This window comes from Paenibacillus sp. FSL R5-0887, assembly GCF_038002305.1.
Lineage (GTDB): Bacteria > Bacillota > Bacilli > Paenibacillales > Paenibacillaceae > Paenibacillus_AQ > Paenibacillus_AQ odorifer.
Genome location: NZ_JBBOCE010000002.1, coordinates 1655572 through 1676356 on the forward strand (window position 1 = coordinate 1655572; position 20785 = coordinate 1676356).

General features: G+C 44.9%; 19 protein-coding genes and 1 riboswitch. Of the genes, 9 read left to right on the forward strand and 10 right to left on the reverse strand.

Going from position 1 to position 20785, the window contains the following annotated elements; genetic code table 11:
• Window positions 1-40: 40 nt before the first annotated feature.
• Entirely contained in the window at window positions 41-1090 is a 1050-nt protein-coding gene (locus tag MKY14_RS25215) for a lactonase family protein (protein WP_076278903.1), read from the reverse strand.
• Between the two features lie 250 nt (window positions 1091-1340).
• On the opposite strand from MKY14_RS25215, the gene MKY14_RS25220 reads away from it, so the two are divergent.
• The 3 genes from MKY14_RS25220 (at window position 1341) to MKY14_RS25230 (ending at window position 3672) form a co-directional block, all read left to right on the forward strand.
• Entirely contained in the window at window positions 1341-1601 is a 261-nt protein-coding gene (locus MKY14_RS25220) for a GlsB/YeaQ/YmgE family stress response membrane protein (RefSeq protein WP_036682650.1), read from the forward strand.
• A 207-nt stretch (window positions 1602-1808) separates the two neighbouring features.
• Complete coding sequence (locus tag MKY14_RS25225; protein ID WP_036682651.1) at window positions 1809-2309, forward strand: CcdC family protein; 501 nt, start codon at window positions 1809-1811, stop codon at window positions 2307-2309.
• A gap of 400 nt (window positions 2310-2709) precedes the next feature.
• Window positions 2710-3672, forward strand: a complete 963-nt coding sequence (locus MKY14_RS25230) for an L-lactate dehydrogenase (RefSeq protein WP_076124580.1) — start codon at window positions 2710-2712, stop codon at window positions 3670-3672.
• Between the two features lie 99 nt (window positions 3673-3771).
• Here MKY14_RS25230 and MKY14_RS25235 read toward each other — a convergent pair whose 3' ends face one another.
• Together MKY14_RS25235 and MKY14_RS25240 are read right to left on the reverse strand one after the other, a co-directional pair.
• Complete coding sequence (locus MKY14_RS25235; protein WP_254848740.1) at window positions 3772-5814, reverse strand: methyl-accepting chemotaxis protein; 2043 nt, start codon at window positions 5812-5814, stop codon at window positions 3772-3774.
• 181 nt (window positions 5815-5995) lie between these two features.
• Entirely contained in the window at window positions 5996-8239 is a 2244-nt protein-coding gene (locus MKY14_RS25240) for a heavy metal translocating P-type ATPase (protein ID WP_076124582.1), read from the reverse strand.
• A gap of 264 nt (window positions 8240-8503) precedes the next feature.
• On the opposite strand from MKY14_RS25240, the gene MKY14_RS25245 reads away from it, so the two are divergent.
• Window positions 8504-9265, forward strand: coding sequence for a CPBP family intramembrane glutamic endopeptidase (locus tag MKY14_RS25245; protein WP_076124584.1), 762 nt, complete (start codon window positions 8504-8506; stop codon window positions 9263-9265).
• A 452-nt stretch (window positions 9266-9717) separates the two neighbouring features.
• Here MKY14_RS25245 and MKY14_RS25250 read toward each other — a convergent pair whose 3' ends face one another.
• From MKY14_RS25250 to MKY14_RS25280, 7 genes are all read right to left on the reverse strand, one after another.
• Window positions 9718-10083, reverse strand: coding sequence for an ArsR/SmtB family transcription factor (locus tag MKY14_RS25250; RefSeq protein ID WP_036682656.1), 366 nt, complete (start codon window positions 10081-10083; stop codon window positions 9718-9720).
• Between the two features lie 100 nt (window positions 10084-10183).
• On the reverse strand, window positions 10184-10918 hold the full coding sequence (locus MKY14_RS25255; protein ID WP_076124586.1) for an ABC transporter permease: 735 nt from the start codon (window positions 10916-10918) through the stop codon (window positions 10184-10186).
• 1 nt (window position 10919) lies between these two features.
• The gene (locus MKY14_RS25260; RefSeq protein ID WP_076142064.1) at window positions 10920-11636 is read right to left on the reverse strand and encodes an ABC transporter permease; all 717 of its coding nucleotides are present in this window, start codon (window positions 11634-11636) and stop codon (window positions 10920-10922) included.
• On the reverse strand, window positions 11633-12544 hold the full coding sequence (locus MKY14_RS25265) for an ABC transporter ATP-binding protein (RefSeq protein ID WP_076307938.1): 912 nt from the start codon (window positions 12542-12544) through the stop codon (window positions 11633-11635). Before MKY14_RS25265 ends, MKY14_RS25260 begins: the two co-directional genes overlap by 4 nt.
• 70 nt (window positions 12545-12614) lie before the next feature.
• Window positions 12615-14042: a HAMP domain-containing sensor histidine kinase gene (locus tag MKY14_RS25270; protein ID WP_076304327.1), complete on the reverse strand. Its 1428-nt coding sequence runs from the start codon at window positions 14040-14042 to the stop codon at window positions 12615-12617.
• The gene (locus MKY14_RS25275) at window positions 14039-14713 is read right to left on the reverse strand and encodes a response regulator transcription factor (RefSeq protein WP_038568445.1); all 675 of its coding nucleotides are present in this window, start codon (window positions 14711-14713) and stop codon (window positions 14039-14041) included. Before MKY14_RS25275 ends, MKY14_RS25270 begins: the two co-directional genes overlap by 4 nt.
• 119 nt (window positions 14714-14832) lie before the next feature.
• Entirely contained in the window at window positions 14833-15252 is a 420-nt protein-coding gene (locus MKY14_RS25280) for a pyridoxamine 5'-phosphate oxidase family protein (RefSeq protein ID WP_036682665.1), read from the reverse strand.
• A gap of 160 nt (window positions 15253-15412) precedes the next feature.
• Between MKY14_RS25280 and MKY14_RS25285 the strand changes: the two genes are divergently transcribed.
• The 5 genes from MKY14_RS25285 to MKY14_RS25305 all read left to right on the forward strand — a co-directional run bounded on the left by MKY14_RS25285 (window position 15413) and on the right by MKY14_RS25305 (window position 20767).
• Window positions 15413-16633, forward strand: a complete 1221-nt coding sequence (locus MKY14_RS25285; protein WP_076192749.1) for an MFS transporter — start codon at window positions 15413-15415, stop codon at window positions 16631-16633.
• 72 nt (window positions 16634-16705) lie between these two features.
• Window positions 16706-18157 (forward strand): hypothetical protein, encoded by a 1452-nt coding sequence (locus tag MKY14_RS25290; protein WP_076124594.1) that lies wholly within the window; start codon window positions 16706-16708, stop codon window positions 18155-18157.
• Window positions 18158-18315: 158 nt separating this feature from the next.
• Window positions 18316-18426, forward strand: a riboswitch (TPP riboswitch).
• A 161-nt stretch (window positions 18427-18587) separates the two neighbouring features.
• Window positions 18588-19637, forward strand: a complete 1050-nt coding sequence (locus MKY14_RS25295; RefSeq protein WP_076278907.1) for an ABC transporter substrate-binding protein — start codon at window positions 18588-18590, stop codon at window positions 19635-19637.
• A 78-nt stretch (window positions 19638-19715) separates the two neighbouring features.
• Window positions 19716-20009 carry a thiamine-binding protein gene (locus MKY14_RS25300; RefSeq protein ID WP_036682688.1) on the forward strand — a complete coding sequence of 98 codons (294 nt, stop codon included), beginning with the start codon at window positions 19716-19718 and terminating at the stop codon, window positions 20007-20009.
• Complete coding sequence (locus tag MKY14_RS25305; RefSeq protein WP_036682669.1) at window positions 20006-20767, forward strand: ABC transporter permease; 762 nt, start codon at window positions 20006-20008, stop codon at window positions 20765-20767. The genes MKY14_RS25300 and MKY14_RS25305 overlap by 4 nt, the downstream gene beginning before the upstream one ends.
• Window positions 20768-20785: the final 18 nt, after the last annotated feature.

The window sequence follows — 20785 nt, forward strand, 5'->3', positions numbered from 1 at the left end:
TAGCCCTTATTTTTACGACATACAATAACCTAGTCTCAGCCTACAACGCTTGCACACAAACAGGTGACTTCATTTCCAATTCATTTCCTGTAGGGATTAATCTGCCACTCTCACTATCGATAGAGAACGAGGTAATATTATCACTATTCTGATTAGCAGCAAGCAGCTTATCCCCAATAATTGCAAAGTTACGCGGAGTACGCCCGCCGGTACCCTGCCAATCCACTGCTTCAAGCAGACCCGTTAATTCATCGATATGGAACAGGGCGATACTGTCTTGTCCCCGATTGGAGACATACAGGAATCTGCCACAAGGGGAGATATGAATATCGGAAGCTGTATCGTCACTACCGGCAGTATAATTATCAGGAAGCGTGCTAAGATGCTGTAAAACATTTAGATTTGCATCCTGTTCATCATTAGCAAATGCCGTTACTGTACAATTCAGTTCATTCGCCAGGTAGATCCATTGTCCAGAGGGATGCACCGCCAGATGACGTGGACCTGAACCAGGTGGCAGATTAAGCTCACGATGTTTTACCAGTTTGCCCTCTTCAGGGCGATAGATCACAATTTGATCCAGTCCCAAATCGCACACCAGCACATGTCTACCACTTGCGTCCGGAATGACAGAGTGCGGATGCGGAGCCTCCTGACGGTCTTCACGAATGCCTGAACCCACATGTTTTACTTGGTCGGACATCTCTTGAAGCGAACCATCTTCATTTACAGGAAAAGCATTAACATTGCCTCCCGAGTAATTGGAGACGAATATGTAATCTTCCTTAGGACTAATGGAGACATAACAAGGAGCGCCACCTTCCGTAGGACGACTTCCAAGTGATTTCAACGCTTTAGTTGCAGGATCAATTGCATATGCGTAAACCTCACCTTGATCCTTCTCACTAACTGCATACAACACGCTGCCTGCTTTATTCACAGCTAAAAACGATGGATTCTCAATTCCCTCGGTACCCTCAAGAATTCTCATTTCCCCCGACAAAAGACTAAGCGCACATAACTGAATCGCCTTCTCGTTCTCAGAGTTATACGTTCCTACATAAAACAATGCCTCATTAGCCCGTTCCATAATAGTGGCTCCTTTATCTTTTATGTATTGTATTACTTCTTACTTACCCTTTACTAATAGGGGTTTACTCATAATTTTATAATATTTTTTCACTATAGCATGTTTATAGTTGTAATACATTATCGAAACTGCATTTAGAGCCTACTTCCTAACCATTCCGGAAGAAGTAAGTTTTTCCATGTGGTTTAAAGATGGTCACAAAGGTTAATAGTAGACATCGCAAACAACAAAACGAAGGAGTTGAAGTAACATGAGTTTTCTATGGATGTTAATCGTTGGTGGGGTTATTGGTTGGTTGGCTGGTCTGATTATGGGCAGAGATATTCCTGGTGGTGTTATCGGTAATATCATCGCTGGTATTATCGGTTCATGGCTGGGTGGCGTGCTTCTGGGAAGCTGGGGACCTAAAGTAAGTGATTTCTACTTCTTCCCTTCTTTGATCGGTGCCGTTGTGCTGATCTTTATCGTGAGCCTTATTCTTCGCTCGACAAGTGGACGCAGCCGTTCGTAAGTCTGGGCTGAGATAATAATATTCACATCAATAAATCCTCGTCAGAGTATGCTCTGGCGGGGATTTTTGTATGTATCGTTCCTTTAAGAAAAAATTCCTCTGCTGGAATTGTTGCGGGGATGGAGCCAATACACTTCAATGTTTTGCCATCGTTTTTCTGTTATAATGAAGATACAAGTGACTGAAATCATAGAGAGGTCGTGTATCATGGGTAACATAAACCCCTCGCTTCTACATATTGGCTCCACATTAGGGGCTTTGTTCATGGCGCTGATGGTTATTTTCATTCGTCTAAAAGCAAGCGCACGTCCGGTTACTATTCGAAAAATATGGATTCCACCTCTCGGTATGTCGACGGGTTTTGCCATGTTTGTGGCACCTGCGGTCAGATTCCCATTATGGTGGGCGGCAGTCGCCTTTTTGATTGGCTGGTTCATCTTCGCGTATCCTCTTATACGCAGCACCCACTTTGAACAACGTGATGGACAAATTTACGCTCAACGCTCCAAGAGCTTTGCGTTTATCCTGCTCGGACTTCTTCTAGTCCGCACTTTACTCCATGAATTTATTAACCGTTATGTGTCTATTCCACAGTCCGGTGGTTTGTTCTTTATTTTAGCCTTCGGCATGATTGTTCATTGGAGATTTTTTATGTTCAAGCGTTATAAGGCTATGACCTCCTCGGGGAGTCTGCTGCCGCAGCCATGATTATCAATAATAATCCTAAGAAGCCATCTCAGGGTTCTTACCCGATATCCTTGAGATGACTTCTTACCTCTTGTAACTCAAGCTTATGTTCTCCTCTGCTTTTTTCTACTTTCCACCCTTTTCTGACATCAATTAGCCATCCTCTTATTACATCCTCTTTAAGCACTTTACATACACTATATGGATAGATCTCCTGAAATAACTAACTCATCATGTCACCTATTCAGCATTAAACAGAAAAAATATAATCTTTGCAAGTCCGATGTCAGGTAACTTGCGAAGGGATACGTTAAACTATAAGCATACCTAACGATAAGCTTCCAAAAGACCTTAATGCTGAAATAAATATCATTTGGAAGCCTATACTGCGTATAACTTTTAGAGAGTGAGGACAAGGCAATTGAAAAGTAAATCGAGAAAAGTAGCCATCGTCGGGGCCGGAATGGTGGGTTCAAGCTGTGCTTACTCCATGGTTAATCAGGCCATTTGCGACGAAATTATGATGATCGACCGCACCTATGATCGGGCTATGGCACAAGCACTTGATCTCTCGCACTGTATGGATTTCACAAGCACACGCACAAAGGTGTATGCCGGAACCTATAGCGATTGTGCAAAAATGGATGTAGTTATCTTAACCGCTGGCGCTAATCCAACAGCCGGGCAGACCCGACTTGACGTATTGGAAGCCTCTGCGGTTATTACTCGAGAAATCATTACCAACATCATGGCTGGGGGATTTGATGGAATATTCGTAGTCGCCGCTAATCCGGTCGATATTGTCACTTATATGGTCTGGAAAATATCAGGTCTGCCTCGCCACAGAATTATTGGTACCGGGACCTCCATTGACTCGTCGCGCCTAAAAACCCTGCTCTCCGATGTGTTCTCCATTGACCCGCGTAGTGTTAATGGCTACGCCTTAGGTGAACATGGCGAATCCCAATTTGTAGCTTGGTCCCATGTAACAATTGGCGGCAAGCCTATTCTGCAAATTTTAGATCAGCATCGCGAGCGGTTCCCGCATTTGGATCTGGAGGATATCTCCCGCAAGACAAAAGATGCCGGCTGGGAAATTTTCACCCGTAAAGGCTCCACACATTTCGGGATTGGCAGCGCACTTGCCTACATTACCCGTTCGATCCTGAATGATGAGCACAAAATTATCGCCGTATCGGCCATTCTGGATGGAGAGTACGGACATAGCGGTGTATGCACGGGCGTGCCCGCCATCATAGGCAACACTGGGATTCAAGAGCTGCTGGAGCTTAATTTAAATACAGAGGAAACCCAGAAATTGAACCACTCCTGCAACATTGTACGTGCAGGCATCGAGAGCCTACAGCTGGAAGACAGCGTTTAATTCGTAAAAAAATCGCTACTTTGGGAATTGGTGAGATCACCCGCCAGCTCCCAGAGAGCGATTTTTTGTATTATTAGGAGATGAATCTCAGTTTATCTCCTACTTTTTAAACTTTTCGATTTCTTCTTTCAGCACAGACATCACTTCATTAAGTGATTCCGCGGAGGACACGACATCCTTCATAATCTCTGTCTGCTCCGCTGAAGCTAAGGACACCGCCTGAGCATTCTCAGCAGATTCTTTAGCTATTCCGAGCATATCGGATATAGAAGCCGTTATTTCTTCCGTGCCGGCTGACATCTCTTCATTAATTGCTGACACATCCTGTATTTGCGACGATACTTCACGGATCGAAGAACGGATATGATCAAAGGAAACACCGACGTTTTGCATTTTCCCCATTCCATCGCCAATTTCCTCAATACTCTTCTTCATGGAATCCGCTGCACTTGTTGTTGAAGACTGAATGCCGCCGATTAGCTCCACTATACTAATGATGGAGCTGTTTGTCCGCTCTGCTAACTTTTTCACCTCATTCGCAACTACACCGAAGCCACGACCATGTTCTCCAGCTCTGGCAGCCTCAATAGAAGCATTCAAAGATAATAAGCTTGTCTGATTGGATATCTCAGAAATTACATCCACAATTTGTCCGATTTGTTCCGATTGCTCACTTAATTTCCCAATCATCTCGGCAGTCTGATTAGCTGTGGAACTGATAACAGCCATCTGTTGCAGTGTAGATTGAATTTCCAAATAACCACTCTCTACTTCTGAGTTGACTGTCTCAGCCTGATCTGATACCGCTGCAGAGGACTCAGCAATACGTTGCAAACCTACGGCCATCTCTTCCGTTGCTCTTGCGGATTGCTCGGACCCTCTAAATTGCTCTTCCATTCCTTGAGCTACTTCTTGGATAACTGTGGCAACCTCTGCTGAAGTATAGGACGAACGTTGAGCCGATTTCAGCATTCCTTCTGAGGAATAAGTAACCTCCACTACTGTTGTATCAATCTTGTTGACAATACCGGAGAGTGTCTCAATCATATCATTGATATTTTGACTCATCTCGCCGATCTCATCTCCGGACTGCACTTTAACCCTCTCATTCAGATGACCCTCTGCCACCTTTTTCATAGTCGAGGAAATTGCTTTAATGGGTCTAACGATAAGACGAGTAAGGTACAGTGAAACAAAAATTATGACAAGTATAACTGCCAGTAAGATGAACATTGCTGTTCTTTGTGCAGAGGTCACTTTAGCAAAAACCTCTTTCTCCGGCACTGTTACAAGAAGCTTCAGATCAGTATCTGGAATTGTCTTAAAGTATGTAATGACTTTCTTACCATCTTCACCCTTATAAGTTTCGGACCCCTCTTTGTTGCTCAAAATCTTGTCAACGACCTTCTGAAGAGCCGGCTCTTTAGCGTAATCGGTAATTTTTTTGCCCATACGACTGACGTCTGGATAAGTATAATACATGCCATCATTTGAGATTACATATCCAAATCCGGTATCCGCCATAGTAATTTCATTACTCATTTGGGCAAGAACTTCAGGAGTAATTGAGAAGACAATACCTCCCATAAATTGCTTATCCTTATCCATGACAGGAACTACGATTGGAATGATATATTTATCAAGCTGCTCCAGATAGGACATTTCCCCCAACACAGGCGCATGTGTTTCTTTCGCTTTCAAGAAATAGCTCGCATCTGCTACATTTGCGGTCATGTTCATCATATTGGTTAACTGGCCGTCTTTACTAATGACACTGTAACCTTCTGTCTCACTGTCACTTTCCTCCAGCACTTCTATCACAGGGAAGATACTTGCCGGATTTGTAAAATCGAACTCAGGATGCTGGGACACCAGATCCTTTACGGACGAGGTTTTGTTGGATAGCCACTCATCCATCCGGAATGTGTTCGTATTAATGGTGTCCTGCGCCATTTGCTCACTGTCTGTGCGTGTGACATTGCCGAAATAATCAAGTAAAAATATGGTCGCCACCATGAGCGGCACGATTGCAATAGCTAATATAACAGATGACCACTTAAGTTGAATTGACGTCGCTTTTCTCTTCGTTACATTTTTTCTCATTTTTTTCATCTTGTTTCCTTTCATTTCATTTTCATTCACGATGAAATAGCCTCCTCACTCCATTTGTTATAATATCTCCTGATGTGGATATATCTTCTATATCGGCAAAAATAGACAAATTCTTTGCTGGAGAATAAAAAAAATAAGCCCTAAGACCCCTAAAACCGGAATCCTAAAGCTTACTTTTGTTGAAATCATTTATTTAATACACCAAAGATTCTTAACCCTCGTCTTGCACTTTTAAAGCTCGAATACTGTTCAGTACGGCAAGTACGGTTACCCCTACATCTGAGAATACAGCCTCCCACATCGTGGCAATCCCAAATGCACCGAGCAGAAGGAATATAGCTTTTACACCTAAAGCAAAAATAATATTTTGCCATACGATGGCTCGAGTACGCTTGGCAATTCCGATAGCTACAGCAATCTTCGAAGGCTCATCGGTCATAATTACAATATCTGCTGCTTCAATGGCAGCGTCGGAACCAAGTCCTCCCATAGCGATGCCGACATCGGCTCTAGCCAGTACAGGAGTATCATTAATTCCGTCTCCGACAAAAATAATCTTCTCGCGTGGAGACTTATCACGATCCAGCTTCTCGATGGCCTCTACCTTATGCTGTGGTAAAAGCTCTGCGTGTACCTCATCTACCCCTAACTGCTTCCCTACATCTTCAGCTACGGCGGAAGCATCACCTGTCAGCATCACCGTCTTGCGTATTCCCAGCTTTTTGAGGCGCTGAATGGCCTGCAGTGAGTCCTCCTTCACTTCATCAGCGATCACCAGATAACCTTCATATTGATGATCTACCGCTATGTGAACAACTGTACCGCTCTGCTCTGGGACCTCATAAGCAATTCCCTCACGCTCCATCAGACGTGCGTTACCTGCAAATACGGTCTTGCCTTCGATAGTTACTTCGATACCATGACCAGAGATTTCATTGTAATTCGAGATAGCTTCCTTAGAAATCTGTTCACCATAAGCCGTCCGAATCGACTCAGCGATCGGGTGATTGGAATGGCTCTCCGCATAAGCGGCTGTCCGCAGTAATTCATCCTTAGATTTGCCACCCGACGGATAAATTCCTGTCACCTTAAACTGTCCCTTGGTCAACGTTCCCGTTTTATCAAAGACAACTACCTTCACATCATTTAGGGCTTCCAGGTAGTTACTTCCCTTAATCAGAATACCGCTGCGTGAAGCTGCACCAATCCCTCCGAAGAATCCCAGTGGAATCGAGACCACAAGCGCACAAGGACAAGAGATTACGAGGAATACAAGTGCACGGTAAATCCAATCCGAAAAAGTTGCACCACTGATCAGCAGTGGAGGAACGACGGCCAGCAGGACTGCTGTGATCACTACTACAGGCGTGTAGGCACGTGCAAATTTAGTAATAAAGTTCTCCGTTTTAGCTTTGTTGCTTGACGCATTCTGCACTAGCTCCAGTATTTTGGATATTGCCGATTCTCCAAAGGTCTGAGTAACTTGCACAGTAATTACGCCGTTCCGGTTAATAAAACCACTTAACACCGCACTTCCTGGACCAGCTGATCGTGGTACCGACTCTCCAGTAAGTGCAGATGTGTCCATCATGGCGTTACCTTCAAGTATTGTTCCGTCAAGGGGTACCTTCTCACCGGGTTTAACAACAATCAAATCTCCGATGGCTACTTCCTCAGGTGAGACCTTCTTCAGATCATTTCCAAGCTTGAGATAGGCAAACTCGGGGCGAATATCCATAAGTGCCGTAATAGATCGGCGTGAACGATTCACAGCCAGACCTTGGAACAGTTCTCCAATCTGGTAAAACAGCATTACTGCCACGCCCTCTGGATACTCACCAATCGCAAATGCACCGATAGTTGCCAGAGCCATCAGGAAATTCTCATCAAACACCTGGCCACGGATGATGTTCTTAACCGCCTGCCAGACAACTTCACCACCCACGATAAGATAGGCTGCCAAAAAGATCAGCAATTCAACTACTCCATTCACGGGCAGGAATATCCCAGCTAGAGCAAGAATTCCACCAGCGCCTAACCGCAGCAATATTTTGCGTGTATCACCTTCCCCGTGCTCGTGAGTATGACCATGACCTTCAGCATCCTCATGAACATGATGATGTCCAGCAGCTTGATGGCCGTGCTCATGACCATGCTCGTGATCATGCGTATGTTCATGAGCGCCACTATTGCGCGCCTTGTGATTGCCCCCAACCTTCTCTTTCACATTTACGTGGGGCTCAAGTGCCTTCACCGTCTTCTTCGCTTCTACAATCGCTGACTCCTCATACCCTGCGGCAGTTTCCAACGTCATTGTTTTTGTTACAAAATTAACGGAACAAGACGATACACCTTCAATCTTCTTCACCTTATCTTCAATTTTCATCGCGCAATTGGCGCAATCCAAGCCTTCTAATTCCCACTGACGTTTTAATTTTCCTTGCATTGTATCCATACGGCACATCTCCTCAAATAAAAACCATATATGAGCACTTGTTCATATGTTATCTTAGCCCTATTATATTCCCTTTATATTTCAAGGTCAATACGCGATATACACCATTTTTCTACATTATCTTAAAAATTAAATCAATTGACCTTTACGTGAAAATATGTAAAATCATGTATGACCCAAAGTAAGTTTCTTACATACGAATGACCCCATTATCAATGAAGCTCGATGGGCAAATGATTTACACAGAAGGGATGAATTTAGAACATGTCAAAGCTAGCCAAAACGTCTTCTTTTTCACAGAAACACCCTATTTGGAGCGTAGTTATTATCGAGGTGTTATTACTTGTAGCCGTAACTGCCGCCGGGGCTTACGCAACAATTAAGGAACTTGCGTACACCGCCCCTGTACTTATCTCCTTCATCCCAATCGCGCTTGTACTCATCATCTACTTTACAGTTAAGCGCAAATGGAGCACGCTTGGCTTCCGACCTCTAAACACCATATCCTCGGGCAACTGGATCTATTATGCCCCGCTAGTAGTGGTCCTGATTACCATATCCTTTAAGGGATTTCGTGAGATCAGTGCATCTGAGGTACTGTTCTTTATCTTCTTCACCCTGCTGGTCGCTTTTGTGGAGGAAAGTATCTATCGCGGTTTGATTTTTAAGACCTTGCTTCCTAAAGGGGCTAAAACAGCAGTGATCACTTCAAGTATTCTTTTCTCTATTACCCACTTACTTAATGCATTATCCAGCACAGATATCACACAAATTCTTCTACAACTCGTATATGCGCTTCTGATCGGTTTTGCGCTAGCCTTGTTGATGCTAAAAAATAATAATATTCTTCCGCTGATATCCTTTCACTTTATACATAATTTAATTCAGTTTGTGGGCAACGATAATACGAGTGAATACATGGGAATCGATCTATTTATCCTGCTAGTGCTTGCTGTGCAATGTGTCTGGCTAGTGTTGTCCTTTAGAAAACCAAACCTAACGAAGAACCTAAATCAAGCCAGCTAATAAGCTAAATCCTTACTTCGAAATACAAGGCTTCAGTGGATTTAAACGCATTGGTTAACCCCGACGCAGCCTGGTTTAATTGGGATGCTACTTAGTTTAGTTGAGATGTTACTTAGTTAAGCTGAGATGCCACTTAGCTTCATTAGAGCAATATTAGTCGCAAACCACACAGCTAACGGACCCAATTGACACTAAAAGCAGTATTATCCCCGGTTTAGCATATTATCGGACCCCATAGGCGCTATTGGCATGAAAAAGAGCAAAATAAGACCTCTTTCTAAAGAATAACTGCACTGAGGTCCGCAACTCTGCTCAAAAAGCGATTATTGTGCAAATAACGTCAGCTGGGTCCGTAAGCCGTAGTGGATGGTTGGGACTCGTCGGCATAATAAAAAGAGGGACTCCCAAAAGCCATTCAATGGCTGCTGGAGTCCCTCTTTTTTTGCAACTAGCTATTCGTGTCGGACATGCTCGTGGGTCTGCAAAAAGATCTGCTCCACATGCGCATCGTTCAGCGAATAGAATACCGTTTTCCCCTCTTTACGCCGCTTCACGATCCGTAGATTCCGTAAATAACGGAGCTGATGGGATATCGCAGATTGGCCCATATCAAGGATCACGGACAAATCATGTACACATAATTCTTGCTGTGACAAAGCGTAAATGAGCCGCACTCGTGTTGGATCACCCAACGCTTTGAACATTTCTGCCATTTTATCAGTAATCCCACGGTCTGGCAGGATCAATGCAATGGATTCCGGTTCAAGCTCTGAACCCTTGCATGTATTGTCGCAGTCCTCTAATGCCGTTGGCTCCATGCTCTCGCCCTCCTCCATCTTAGCTAATTATATTCTTTAATTATAAGAAAAACAGCACGGGATGTCCATTGAGGAGGAGTTTATAGCCTCTGATTGTGAATTAGACTGCTTTACGATAAAAGGAGATTAGTCCTGCGGCAAAAAAGACAATCAAGCTTCCTCCCACTATCATCATCAGTGTCTCTAAAGGCAGATTAAAGGCACCAAATCCGTCATCACCATAATGACTCATGGCCAACAACGGCTGTACCCAAGGATAATAGGGGCCGTAGGTTGAAGAATTAGCGATCAGTATATTGGGAATGGTCAGACTCACATTCAGCGCCAGCGGTGCGCCAAAACTGCTCCAGCTTTGCGAGATCGCCAGCTGCAATGCGGCGAGAGGTAGACAGGCTACAAAGCCGCCAAATACTGATTTTAGCAGTTGCGCCCAAGGGATTGGATCTGGAGCCCCTTGGAACAAGCCCATTCCCAGCACCATAACGAGGAACGTTATTTGCACAGCTGCCAGCAATCCGATGATCATCACATATTTTGAGAGATACACCGACAACCGGGTTACAGGCAGAGACAACAATAGCTTCCAACCACCGTCATGATGCTCATAACGACAGATCAGGGCCGCAAAAATGCCTGAAAGCACAGGCAGAAACAGCAAAGCATGCATCATTGACATCACACTTAACAGCAGCTCCCAAGACATCTTCTCACCTTGATTATCCGATAACAATCCGGGAACCAGTGATAAAACCGGACTTCCTATGACTAAAAGCCAAACATATGATTTAGACATTTTTAATCGCTCTGAGGACAATACTCTCCAAAATGACATCATCTTAATCCACATCCTTTCGAGCGAAATGCACTGCACCCGGCAAAAACACCAGCATTCCCAGCAGCAGACCCGCACCGCTGAACAAAAGGCGATTAGAAGAGTCCCACGCCAAATATGGCCATGTTAAAGGCACCCACTCCGAAAGGAACATGGAGAAAAATGACGTCAAAGATAATGTGATCCCCAGGGCAACTGGCAGTGTCTGATTACGATTAGCCATGGAAAGCCACAGCTGTAGCGCGATGACCGGCAGAGCCGCAATATAGGACATAAAGCCAATCCGCACTACATCCACATAAGGAATAAGATCCGCTTTGAAGCCCAAAATAAGCCCTAAAACAACTATCCCCACTGAGAGCAACAAGCAGGAAACTGCCACTAGCAGCAGACAGAGCATTAACTTAGCCATAAACACTGAGGTACGAGAGATAGGCAGTGCCAAGAGCTGCTTCCATGAACTCATCTGATGTTCGACATTTGCAATCAACGAGCATACTAAAGTGCCTCCCAGAAAAAGAGCTGTGGGCACAAACCCGGACACATTATCCAGAAGTCCTCCCCATAAATCCGCGCTATACTGCTGACGCAGATAATCATAACGAAGGCCAAAGTTAAGGCCCTGCATGGCTACTAGACCAATCGGTCCTAGAAACACTAGAAACCAAATTCCTTTGCCGCGAATTTTAAGCCAATCCGCTGACAACGCCCGCCACATCATGATTCCCCGCCTCCCACAACCTGTAGGAAGAAGTCCTCAAGCGATTGTCTCCGCTCCTCTACACGATAGACAGCGTGCCCATTCTCTACCAAAGCCTTGACTAGCAGCGCTACTCTTGCATCGTTCATTCTTGAAAAAATCAGTTTTTGCTCTTGTAGTGTCCCTTCATACCCCCGGCCTCCAGCGAGACGTAACGCAGACTCTGGTTCCGAAACCGCAAGGCGTATCTCGCCAGCAGCCTGTTGTTGCAGATTAGCTATTGTATCTTGGTATACCATTTGCCCTTGGCGAATAATACCCACGGTATCTGCCATTTGTTCAATTTCACTAAGCAGGTGACTGGATACTACAACCGTAATTCCTTGTTCCTGTGGCAAACGTTTGATAAGCCCACGAATTTCCTGAATCCCTGACGGGTCGAGTCCGTTCGTTGGCTCGTCCAGAATAAGCAGCTCTGGATTCCCTAGCAAGGCAGCTGCGATACCGAGTCTCTGCTTCATCCCGAGGGAGAACCCTTTGACCGGACGTCTCTCTTCCCCGGTTAGAGAAACAATATCTAGCACTTCAGCGATTCGTGACTTCGGAACATCCAGAATGCGGCGGATCGCTTCGAGATTGTCCACAGCACTCAGATGCCCATAATACGAGGGGGATTCGACAAGCGACCCTACCTTCCGTAAAATTTGCATCTTATTCTTCCGAAGATCCTGGCCGAACACTTCAATTTTTCCAGATGTCGGTGTAATTAGGCCAAGCAGCATACGGATTGTTGTAGTTTTCCCAGCTCCGTTAGGACCCAGAAAACCATAAATCTCTCCCTTACGGATATTTAAATTCAAATTTTCTACCGCAGCCCGGCCACGATATTTTTTCAATAAATCCTTAGTTTTAATCACTGTTTCTTCCATGTTCTTCACCTCGGTATACAGCATAACGTCCCAAGGTTAAGAACAAGGAAGTGCCAAGTTTAAGTTTTGTTTAAATTTCACGACGCGGATCAAAGATTACAATAGAAGTGCCTTTGCCTGTGCTCTCCACAACCCATTCCAGCTCCATATGCTTCATCAAAAGATCGACGATAGACAATCCCAAACCTGCCCCCTTGTAATCGGATGGACTCTGAATGCCTCGACCATGATCCGCAATAATTATGGCACGTTGTTCATTACGTTGCTCCGTTGAGATCCCGACATAATGCCCGCTGCTGGCATGTCGTACAATGTTTTGATACAAATTATCGAGAATACGGCGGAACCAGACCTCATCCACCCTCCAGAATAGCGGTTCGGCTTCCAGGTTAATATCAATATCGAAGCCCTCTTTTTCCCATACGGGGTACCAAGCAGCCGCACTTTCCCGTAACAAGCGTAAAACATCTTTACGTTCCAGCTTTAAGGTTACCCGTCCACTATTGAGCAGATTGTAAGATAAAAGATTCTCGATCAGGACGCTAAGATCCGCAATACGCTCATCCATAAGCTGTAAGGACTGCTTACCTTTTGAGGTCAGATCCTCTTTGGTCATAACATGGATATGGCTGCGAATGACGGTTAGGGGTGTGCGTAAATCGTGAGATAAATTCGAGACTAGACGCTTACGCAACTCTTCCTCTTCTATTTCCCTGCGTCGGCTTTCATCCAGTTTAGTTACCATCGTATTAAAAGCTTCCTCCAAGCGACCGATCTCGTCCAGTTTTCCTGTCACTATAGACTTAGGCATTCTATCCGGGCCTGTGATCGTCATCGCGGTTTGCAGTTGCAGCAGCCGTTTGCGAATTTTTCTAAAGAACATCCATGAAACCAGAGCGAACCCTCCAAAAAGGGTAAATAACACAAAGTTATACCAAGCCCAAGCCCCTAATCCCCCATAAGCCCCTTTGTTCAGCAGCTTGCTTGGAATTTGCATCACCATAAATCCCTTGTCTGCCTCCACTTTGTCCCCCACGAAAGCAACGATGGCTAAAGGATCACGATTCGTACTTTCTTTCATAAATGAAATAGCCTCAGCCGCAGTCCACTGATCAGGAACTTCAGGGTAAATCTTATCCTTATCCCCTTCTTCAGGCGTGAGAATCAACTGGGTTTTTCCCTGCCCGTCTACCCAAAACATAGTAGCCTCAGTGTATTTTCGACTCAATTCATGCAGCCGCTGATTTATGGCTTCCGAAGAGGCACTTTCTAAGTGAAGTGCCTCTTTATGCCACATAGTCTCCAGCGGTGCAATATTCGAATACAGGGATGTATCTACAGGCGAGGCACCTTTGGTCACTTCGTTAAGGATATTGTAGCCAACAAAAGACAACGGAAGGACCACAGGGATAAATAGCAGTGCAGATACGATAATTAGCAAATACCCTGATAACAAAGAGGAATTACGTTTCTTGCGAATGCGCTCTAATCCTCTCATGCTCTTACCCGGTAGCCGATCCCACGGACAGTTTCGATAATTTCCGGATTACCCGGATCAAGCTCCAGCTTTTCACGCAAATAACGAATATGTACCATTAGAGTTTTATCTCCTTCGATATAAGCCTCACCCCACACGGCCTCGTAGATCTGCTCCTTCGTCATAATTTGGTTAAGATGACGCAGCAAATAGGAAAAAATCTGAAATTGCTTACCTGTAAGCATGATTTCTTCCTGAGTCTGAGCATTCATCACGCGGTTATCCCCTTCATATACGACTAGATGTTTAAGTGTGAGTGAATCCTGAACCGATGCCCCATTCCTTCGGAGCAGCACTTCGATTCGAGCGGCCAATTCATCCGGATGAAAGGGCTTGGTCAAATAATCATCTGCGAACTCCAAACCTTGCAGCTTATCATCAATCGAGGTCCGGGCGGAGAGCATCAAAATGGGCAGCTTAGGGTAAGAACGTTTCAAACGTTGCCCGATCGTAAACCCGTCCAGACCTGGTAGCATAACATCGAGAATAGCCAGTTGGCAGGCGCCGGCTTCTTCCATCGCTCCTTCGCCGCTCCGTAACCAGCGGACACTATATCCTCTTTCGCTTAAATCAGCAGACACTACACTGCCAATTTCACGATCATCTTCAATATATAACAGAGTAACGCTCATGTAGCTTTAGCTCCTCCCCGATATGAATACCTAAAAAGTTGAAGTCATTATAACACATCAAACAGCCCTCCTACCCCATATGGGATAGGAGGGCTGTTTGATCAATTCAACGCTAAAGCTTACGGCTGCCATACTCCATGCTCTTTATTGCTGCCTACATACTCAATACGTGTTGGAGTAAGCTCCAGAATTACATAATTAGGATCATCAGGTCCTGTAAACCATGGCTCCAGCTCTTTATTCCATACCTTGGAGCGCAAGCCTTCATCCTTAGAGACGGTAGCAGTTGCTTCAATCTCCAGCACATCTTTGCTTCCGCCTGCCTCATAGCCAAGCAGTACAAAAGCATTCGGATTATCGGATAACTCCTCCACTTTATGAGTTTTGCGATTTGTAGCCAAATAAATCTTCAAACCCTCATGGAAAATGGCCATATAACGTACTTTCGGCTTATTTCCTTCTTCGATCGTACCAAAGGAACCGAACTTGTTGTCATCCAATGCTTTAATAATGAGTTGCTCCAGTTGTTTGTTATCCATTACGTAAATCTCTCCCTTCAAGCATGTAAACAAAAGTTTATATATCCAAGCTCACCGTTTGGATTTATCATAACAATGGTGCTTATTATAATGTACCCTTCAGGTTCACATTGAATCCGACCTTACTTCATAAACTACTTCAAGATAAGGAGCTTACTTCGTGAAAAAACTGATTTGGATCGGCTGTCTTTCCTACTTCGTTATCGGTCTGGCACATGTTGTGCTGGGATCTATTCTGCCCGTTCTACTGCAACATTATGATCAAAATTATAGTGCTGGCGGTGAATTAATCTTTAGTCAATTCGCTGGTTTTTTAGCAGGCGTGTTGGTCTCTCCCCTGCTTAATCGCCGCTTCGGTAAACGTGGAGGCATCCTCATTGCCACCAGTCTTCTACTAGTTGCAGAAATTGCCTACGCCTTTCTACCGCCTTGGGGCTGGATGTATGTTATCGCTGTTGCCGCAGGTTTTGGTTTCGGGATGATCGAAGCGGTTATCGGCACCATTATTATTGGTGCTGTAACCGAAGGAACTGCTATTGCAATGAGCCGGCTTGAAGTGCTATTCGGGATAGGCGCACTCGTGATGCCGCTTATCGCCAGTCCACTCATTGCTGCCGGAGCGTGGAGATTGGCCTTTCTAATCGTCGCTGCCTTCTCCTTAATTTCTCTTATCCTCTGGACAAGAGGGCACTTCGGTAATCTACAACGAATGCTGGATGAACGTGCCTCTGTCCAAGGAGCAGACAATTCGCAATCCTCAAGCTCACGTTCTAACAAAAAATTTCCGTATAAAGGTAAGCAATGGATTCTGTTAGGGATCTTCATCGTTTTCTTTTTTCTTTATGTAGGCACAGAGATGAGTTTAGTCAACTTTATGCCGGCTATCTTTATTGCCAAGCTAGGGATGACGGAGTCTGCCGCAGCACTGACAGTCACTTTCTTTTGGCTGGCGATGTCTACAGGAAGATTGTTTGCGGGTGTAATTGCCGAAAAAATATCTTACCGCGTGTACATTCTCAGCAGCTGTTTACTAACCTTGTTACTGCTGACACTCTTTCCGTTCACTGACAATCGAATGGCTGCTTTCATTGTAATTCTGCTGCTGGGGCTGTTTATGTCCGGTATTTTCTCCATTGCTTTAGTCTTCTCCAGCAAAATGCTGCCTGGCACCGAAGAGTCAACACCCAGCATTATGATTGCTTCCGGAGGTGTTGGCGGTGCTTTGCTACCTCTGTTTATGGGCTGGTCTATGGACCATTTAGAAGTGGCACAAACAGCCGGATTACTCGCCGCTTTTGCCGCCTTCTTGTTTCTGCTAAGCATTGCCGCATGGAGGTTCCAGTCCATGCAAGCGGTGAAAGGAAAGAGTTCCCGTATTTAGAACAGTATCAACGTTATCCTTTTAGGGTAATGTGATCTATAAGCATATTCTGAGCACAAGGATGGACGATGAATGAATGAGTCTTCAACTGAGCCTTTGTTACATACTGCGCTCATGCAGTTTATATTTCCCTTTTCTATAAAAAAGGGCGATTCTAAGCAGCTTATCCAGCAATTACAGAACGACGGCTTCACACGTTTTTTTCTGGATAATAAAGAGCTTGAAGCTGCCTATTACGGAGATGGCTACTGTGTTTCCCATGAACGAATGGAGCGCACCTATTTACCGTTTGCTGCACATGTCCTTTTTCCACGCAGGAAGGATGCCGACTCGTTTCGCCGTTTTTCCAGAGTAAATAATCTCGACTGCATTCTGGAGATTCCGCAGCAATCTATATTTTTCAAAATTCTCTCGACGGATATATTCATATGCCCTTTTCAGCTTGGATTCGTGACGATACGTGTCCAGCTGGAGGGGGATTCAATTCCCTTTAGTATTGCCCTAGAATTCGCAGATCGTTTCCGTGCGCTAGAGAATACCTTCATACAGGATGATTACACTTATATTCATTGCGGGGAACAGACCTATGAGATGGTAGAGGATTTTGTCTTCCGAAATTTGGTGGATGGACTGGAGCCATATCTGGATCAATCGGATATCAATGGGGCTTATTTCGAGACCCTTCCTTTTTTCGTAGATGAAAGAATGCAGGTGCAAGCTTTTTATGGCTTTCAGAATGAAGAAAGCTCTGATGAGATTAGTGTAAATCTGCGCTATCGTGCCTCACAGCTTGATGGAATTGATCTGAACGGAAAGCCCTATGCCAGTGCCAGCGATCCAGCATATATTGCGAACTATTGTCATGAACACTCCTATAATCGCTGGGGTCCAGACACGTATTATATGATGAATGAGCAGACCTTTTGCTGCATGACCCGCGCTGAACAGGAGATTGCTGTTAGTCTAGCCAACCAGATGTACGGGCAATATTATTACGGATTTTTACTCAATATTTTCCACAAAATCGTTCTGCTAAAGCTAGCCAATATGCACTCCCGACTTCGGATTAATCATGATTATGAGGAAATAGACAATCTAATCTACTCCATTAATAAGTTCTCGGCAAAGTTCTACTTCTTGGAGTTGATTTCCCAGTCGCAGGGCCGGGAGATATTTCTTCAGCTGCGTAAAGTATACGGAAACGATGCTTTGTTCGAGGAAGTGAAAGAAACCTTAAATGACCTGTTTCAGTATCAGGATAAGTTTCAATCCAAGCGACGGGATAATCTGCTGATGATTCTTACTGTATTTACGGTAGTAAGCGGGATTTACGGCATGAATCAGGTCATTGACGATCTGGATGGAAAGATTCAATGGAGTAAAATGATTGGTTATTCTCCCTTTGAATTTCTTGCCCTCTTCGTGATCATGAGCGGGATTCTGATCAGCGTTGTCCTCACGCTAGGGGCGCTGGTTAGTGAGCTTAAACGGCGTCACCGCAAGAAATATAAAGATCTAGACTAGCAAAAAAGAAACTACTGGATTGGAAAAATTCAGGAGTGCACTACTAGACATTCCGAGTACAGCCGTCTATAATACACCGTATGCGAGAAATATAAGATATAAAGTATGGGTACAAAACTTATGCTTACTTATATTGCACATAGAAATACCCGTTAACTTCATAGAACCAGGGGTGCTGGAATTGGCCGGCTGAGATTGTATCCCACAAGATACTGACCCTTATACCTGATCTGGATAATGCCAGCGTAGGAATCGCCAATTGGTTCTGGTCCCTGTGACCTTAACTAACCTTGCGCCAAGCCAGCGTCCCGATCACTCGGGGCGCTTTTTTTGTAAGATCACTAAAAGATGTAGAAAAACGTACATACTACAACTTACGGTTCATGTTGTGAAGACGGGATTCTTGTAACCTTAAAGGAGAGAAGAAGACATGCACCTTAAAAAAGCACTTACGTTGTGCCTCACCTGTGTACTCATTCTTGCCATTGCCGGATGCGGCAGCAACAATGGGAATACAGCCGGAAACAAAGCAAATGCTACTGATCCAACTGCTTCGGCTGGGACGGATGCTCCAAAAGAGCTCACCAAAGTTAAAGTCGCACTCGACTGGACACCGAACACAAATCATACCGGTCTATACGTAGCTAAGGATCTTGGTTACTACGCTGAAGAAGGTCTGGACGTCGAGATCGTTCAGCCAGGCGCAGCGGGTTCTGATACTATGGTTACTTCTGGCGAAGCCGCATTTGGCATCAGCGCCCAAGAAGGATTAACGCTAGCCCGTCTACAAGGCGTGCCCCTTGTCTCGATAGCAGCTATTATTCAGCATAATACGTCGGGATTCGCTGCTCCAGTAGATCGCAATATTAAATCACCAAAGGATTTTGAAGGTAAAACCTACGGAGGCTGGGGCTCACCGGCCGAAGAAGCAGCCATGAAAGCTATCATGGATCCTGAAGGTGGCGATGTGAAAAAGGTGAAGCTGATCAGTATCGGTGAAGCTGATTATTTTACCGCCGTCAAACGTGACATTGATTTCGCCTGGATTTTCTACGCTTGGACTGGTGTTGAGGCTGAGTTGCGTGGCGAGCCATTGGATATGCTGTACTTAAAGGATTATGCGCCGCAGCTCGATTATTACACGCCTGTGCTGACGACGAGTGAGAAGCAAATTGCAGATCATCCTGATCTGGTGAAGGCCTTCATGAAAGCCACATCAAAAGGTTATCAATATGCCATAGATCATCCGGAAGAGGCTGCCGGTATGTTATCGAAGGCCGTTCCTGACCTGGACGCCGACCTTGTCCTAGCTAGCCAAAAATGGCTTAGCCCAAAATACAAGGACGATGCTGCCCGCTGGGGCGAGCAAAAAACCGAGGTCTGGCAAAATTACGGCGACTGGATGTATGATCTGAAGTTGCTGGATAAACCGCTGGATGCTGCTAGTGCATTCAGTAATGATTTTTTACCGGCGGAGTAAACAACAATTGTAATGAATTACTTCGTTATCAAAGTTGGCTTTTTGAACTTACCTTATAAAATGAGAGGATTGATTATTGTGGCTAACACCCTACTAAGCATTCAAGTAATTCCAAAAACTCCGAACAATGAGGATTCCATCCCATACGTAGATAAAGCGATTGAGGTCATTCAGAAATCCGGCGTTAAACATCAAGTGAATCCACTGGAAACCACAATGGAAGGTGAGCTTAGCGAGCTGCTGGAGGTTGTGCGTCAGATGCAGGAGGCGTTGATCGAAGCAGGCAGTCCAAGCGTAATTTCGCAGATCAAAATCGCTCATAATCCTAACGGAATCAGCATGGATAAATTGACGGAGAAATATCGGCCGTGAGATCGACCTGGAAGCTAATATGGCCGCCCCTTGTGGCGGTCGTCTTCTTTTTAACCGTATGGCAGCTATCTGTATCTGTATTTCATATTGAATCCTGGATTCTGCCGAGTCCTGCTGATATTGCCCGTGAATCCACCAGTAACGCTTCTGGTCTTTGGGCTCATACGATGGCTACGCTGCGGCTCACTTTAATTGGTTTTCCCATTGGTACGGGGGTAGGCCTGATCGTTGCTTTGCTTTTGCATCTTTTGCCTTGGGCTAGACGGGCTTTTTATCCACTTATTATTCTGAGTCAAAATGTTCCCTCCATCGCGCTCGGACCCCTGCTCATTATCTGGTTCGGCTTTGGTCTTTTGCCCAAAATCGTGCTGATTACACTAGTATGTTTCTTCCCGGTAGCTGTCGCTGCGATGGGCGGTCTGGCCCAAAGTGATCAGGTCATGATGAATTATATGAAAATGGCTGGCGCAAGCAAGTGGCAAATCTTCACCAAGCTGGAGCTGCCCTCTTCTATCCCGGCACTATTTTCCGGCGTAAAAATATCTGCTACTTATGCGGTTATGGGCGCCGTGGTCGCTGAATGGATTGGCGCGGATAAAGGTATTGGCTATTATATGCTTCTGCAGAAATCCGCATATCGTACGGATCGGATGTTTGTTGCTATTGTTATTATTGTACTTTTAAGTCTTGTACTCTTTGCTATTATTGCATTGCTGGAAAAATGGCTGGTTCGCTGGAAGCCGCGCCGTAACTCATAGAAAGGAAGATGCCTGTAT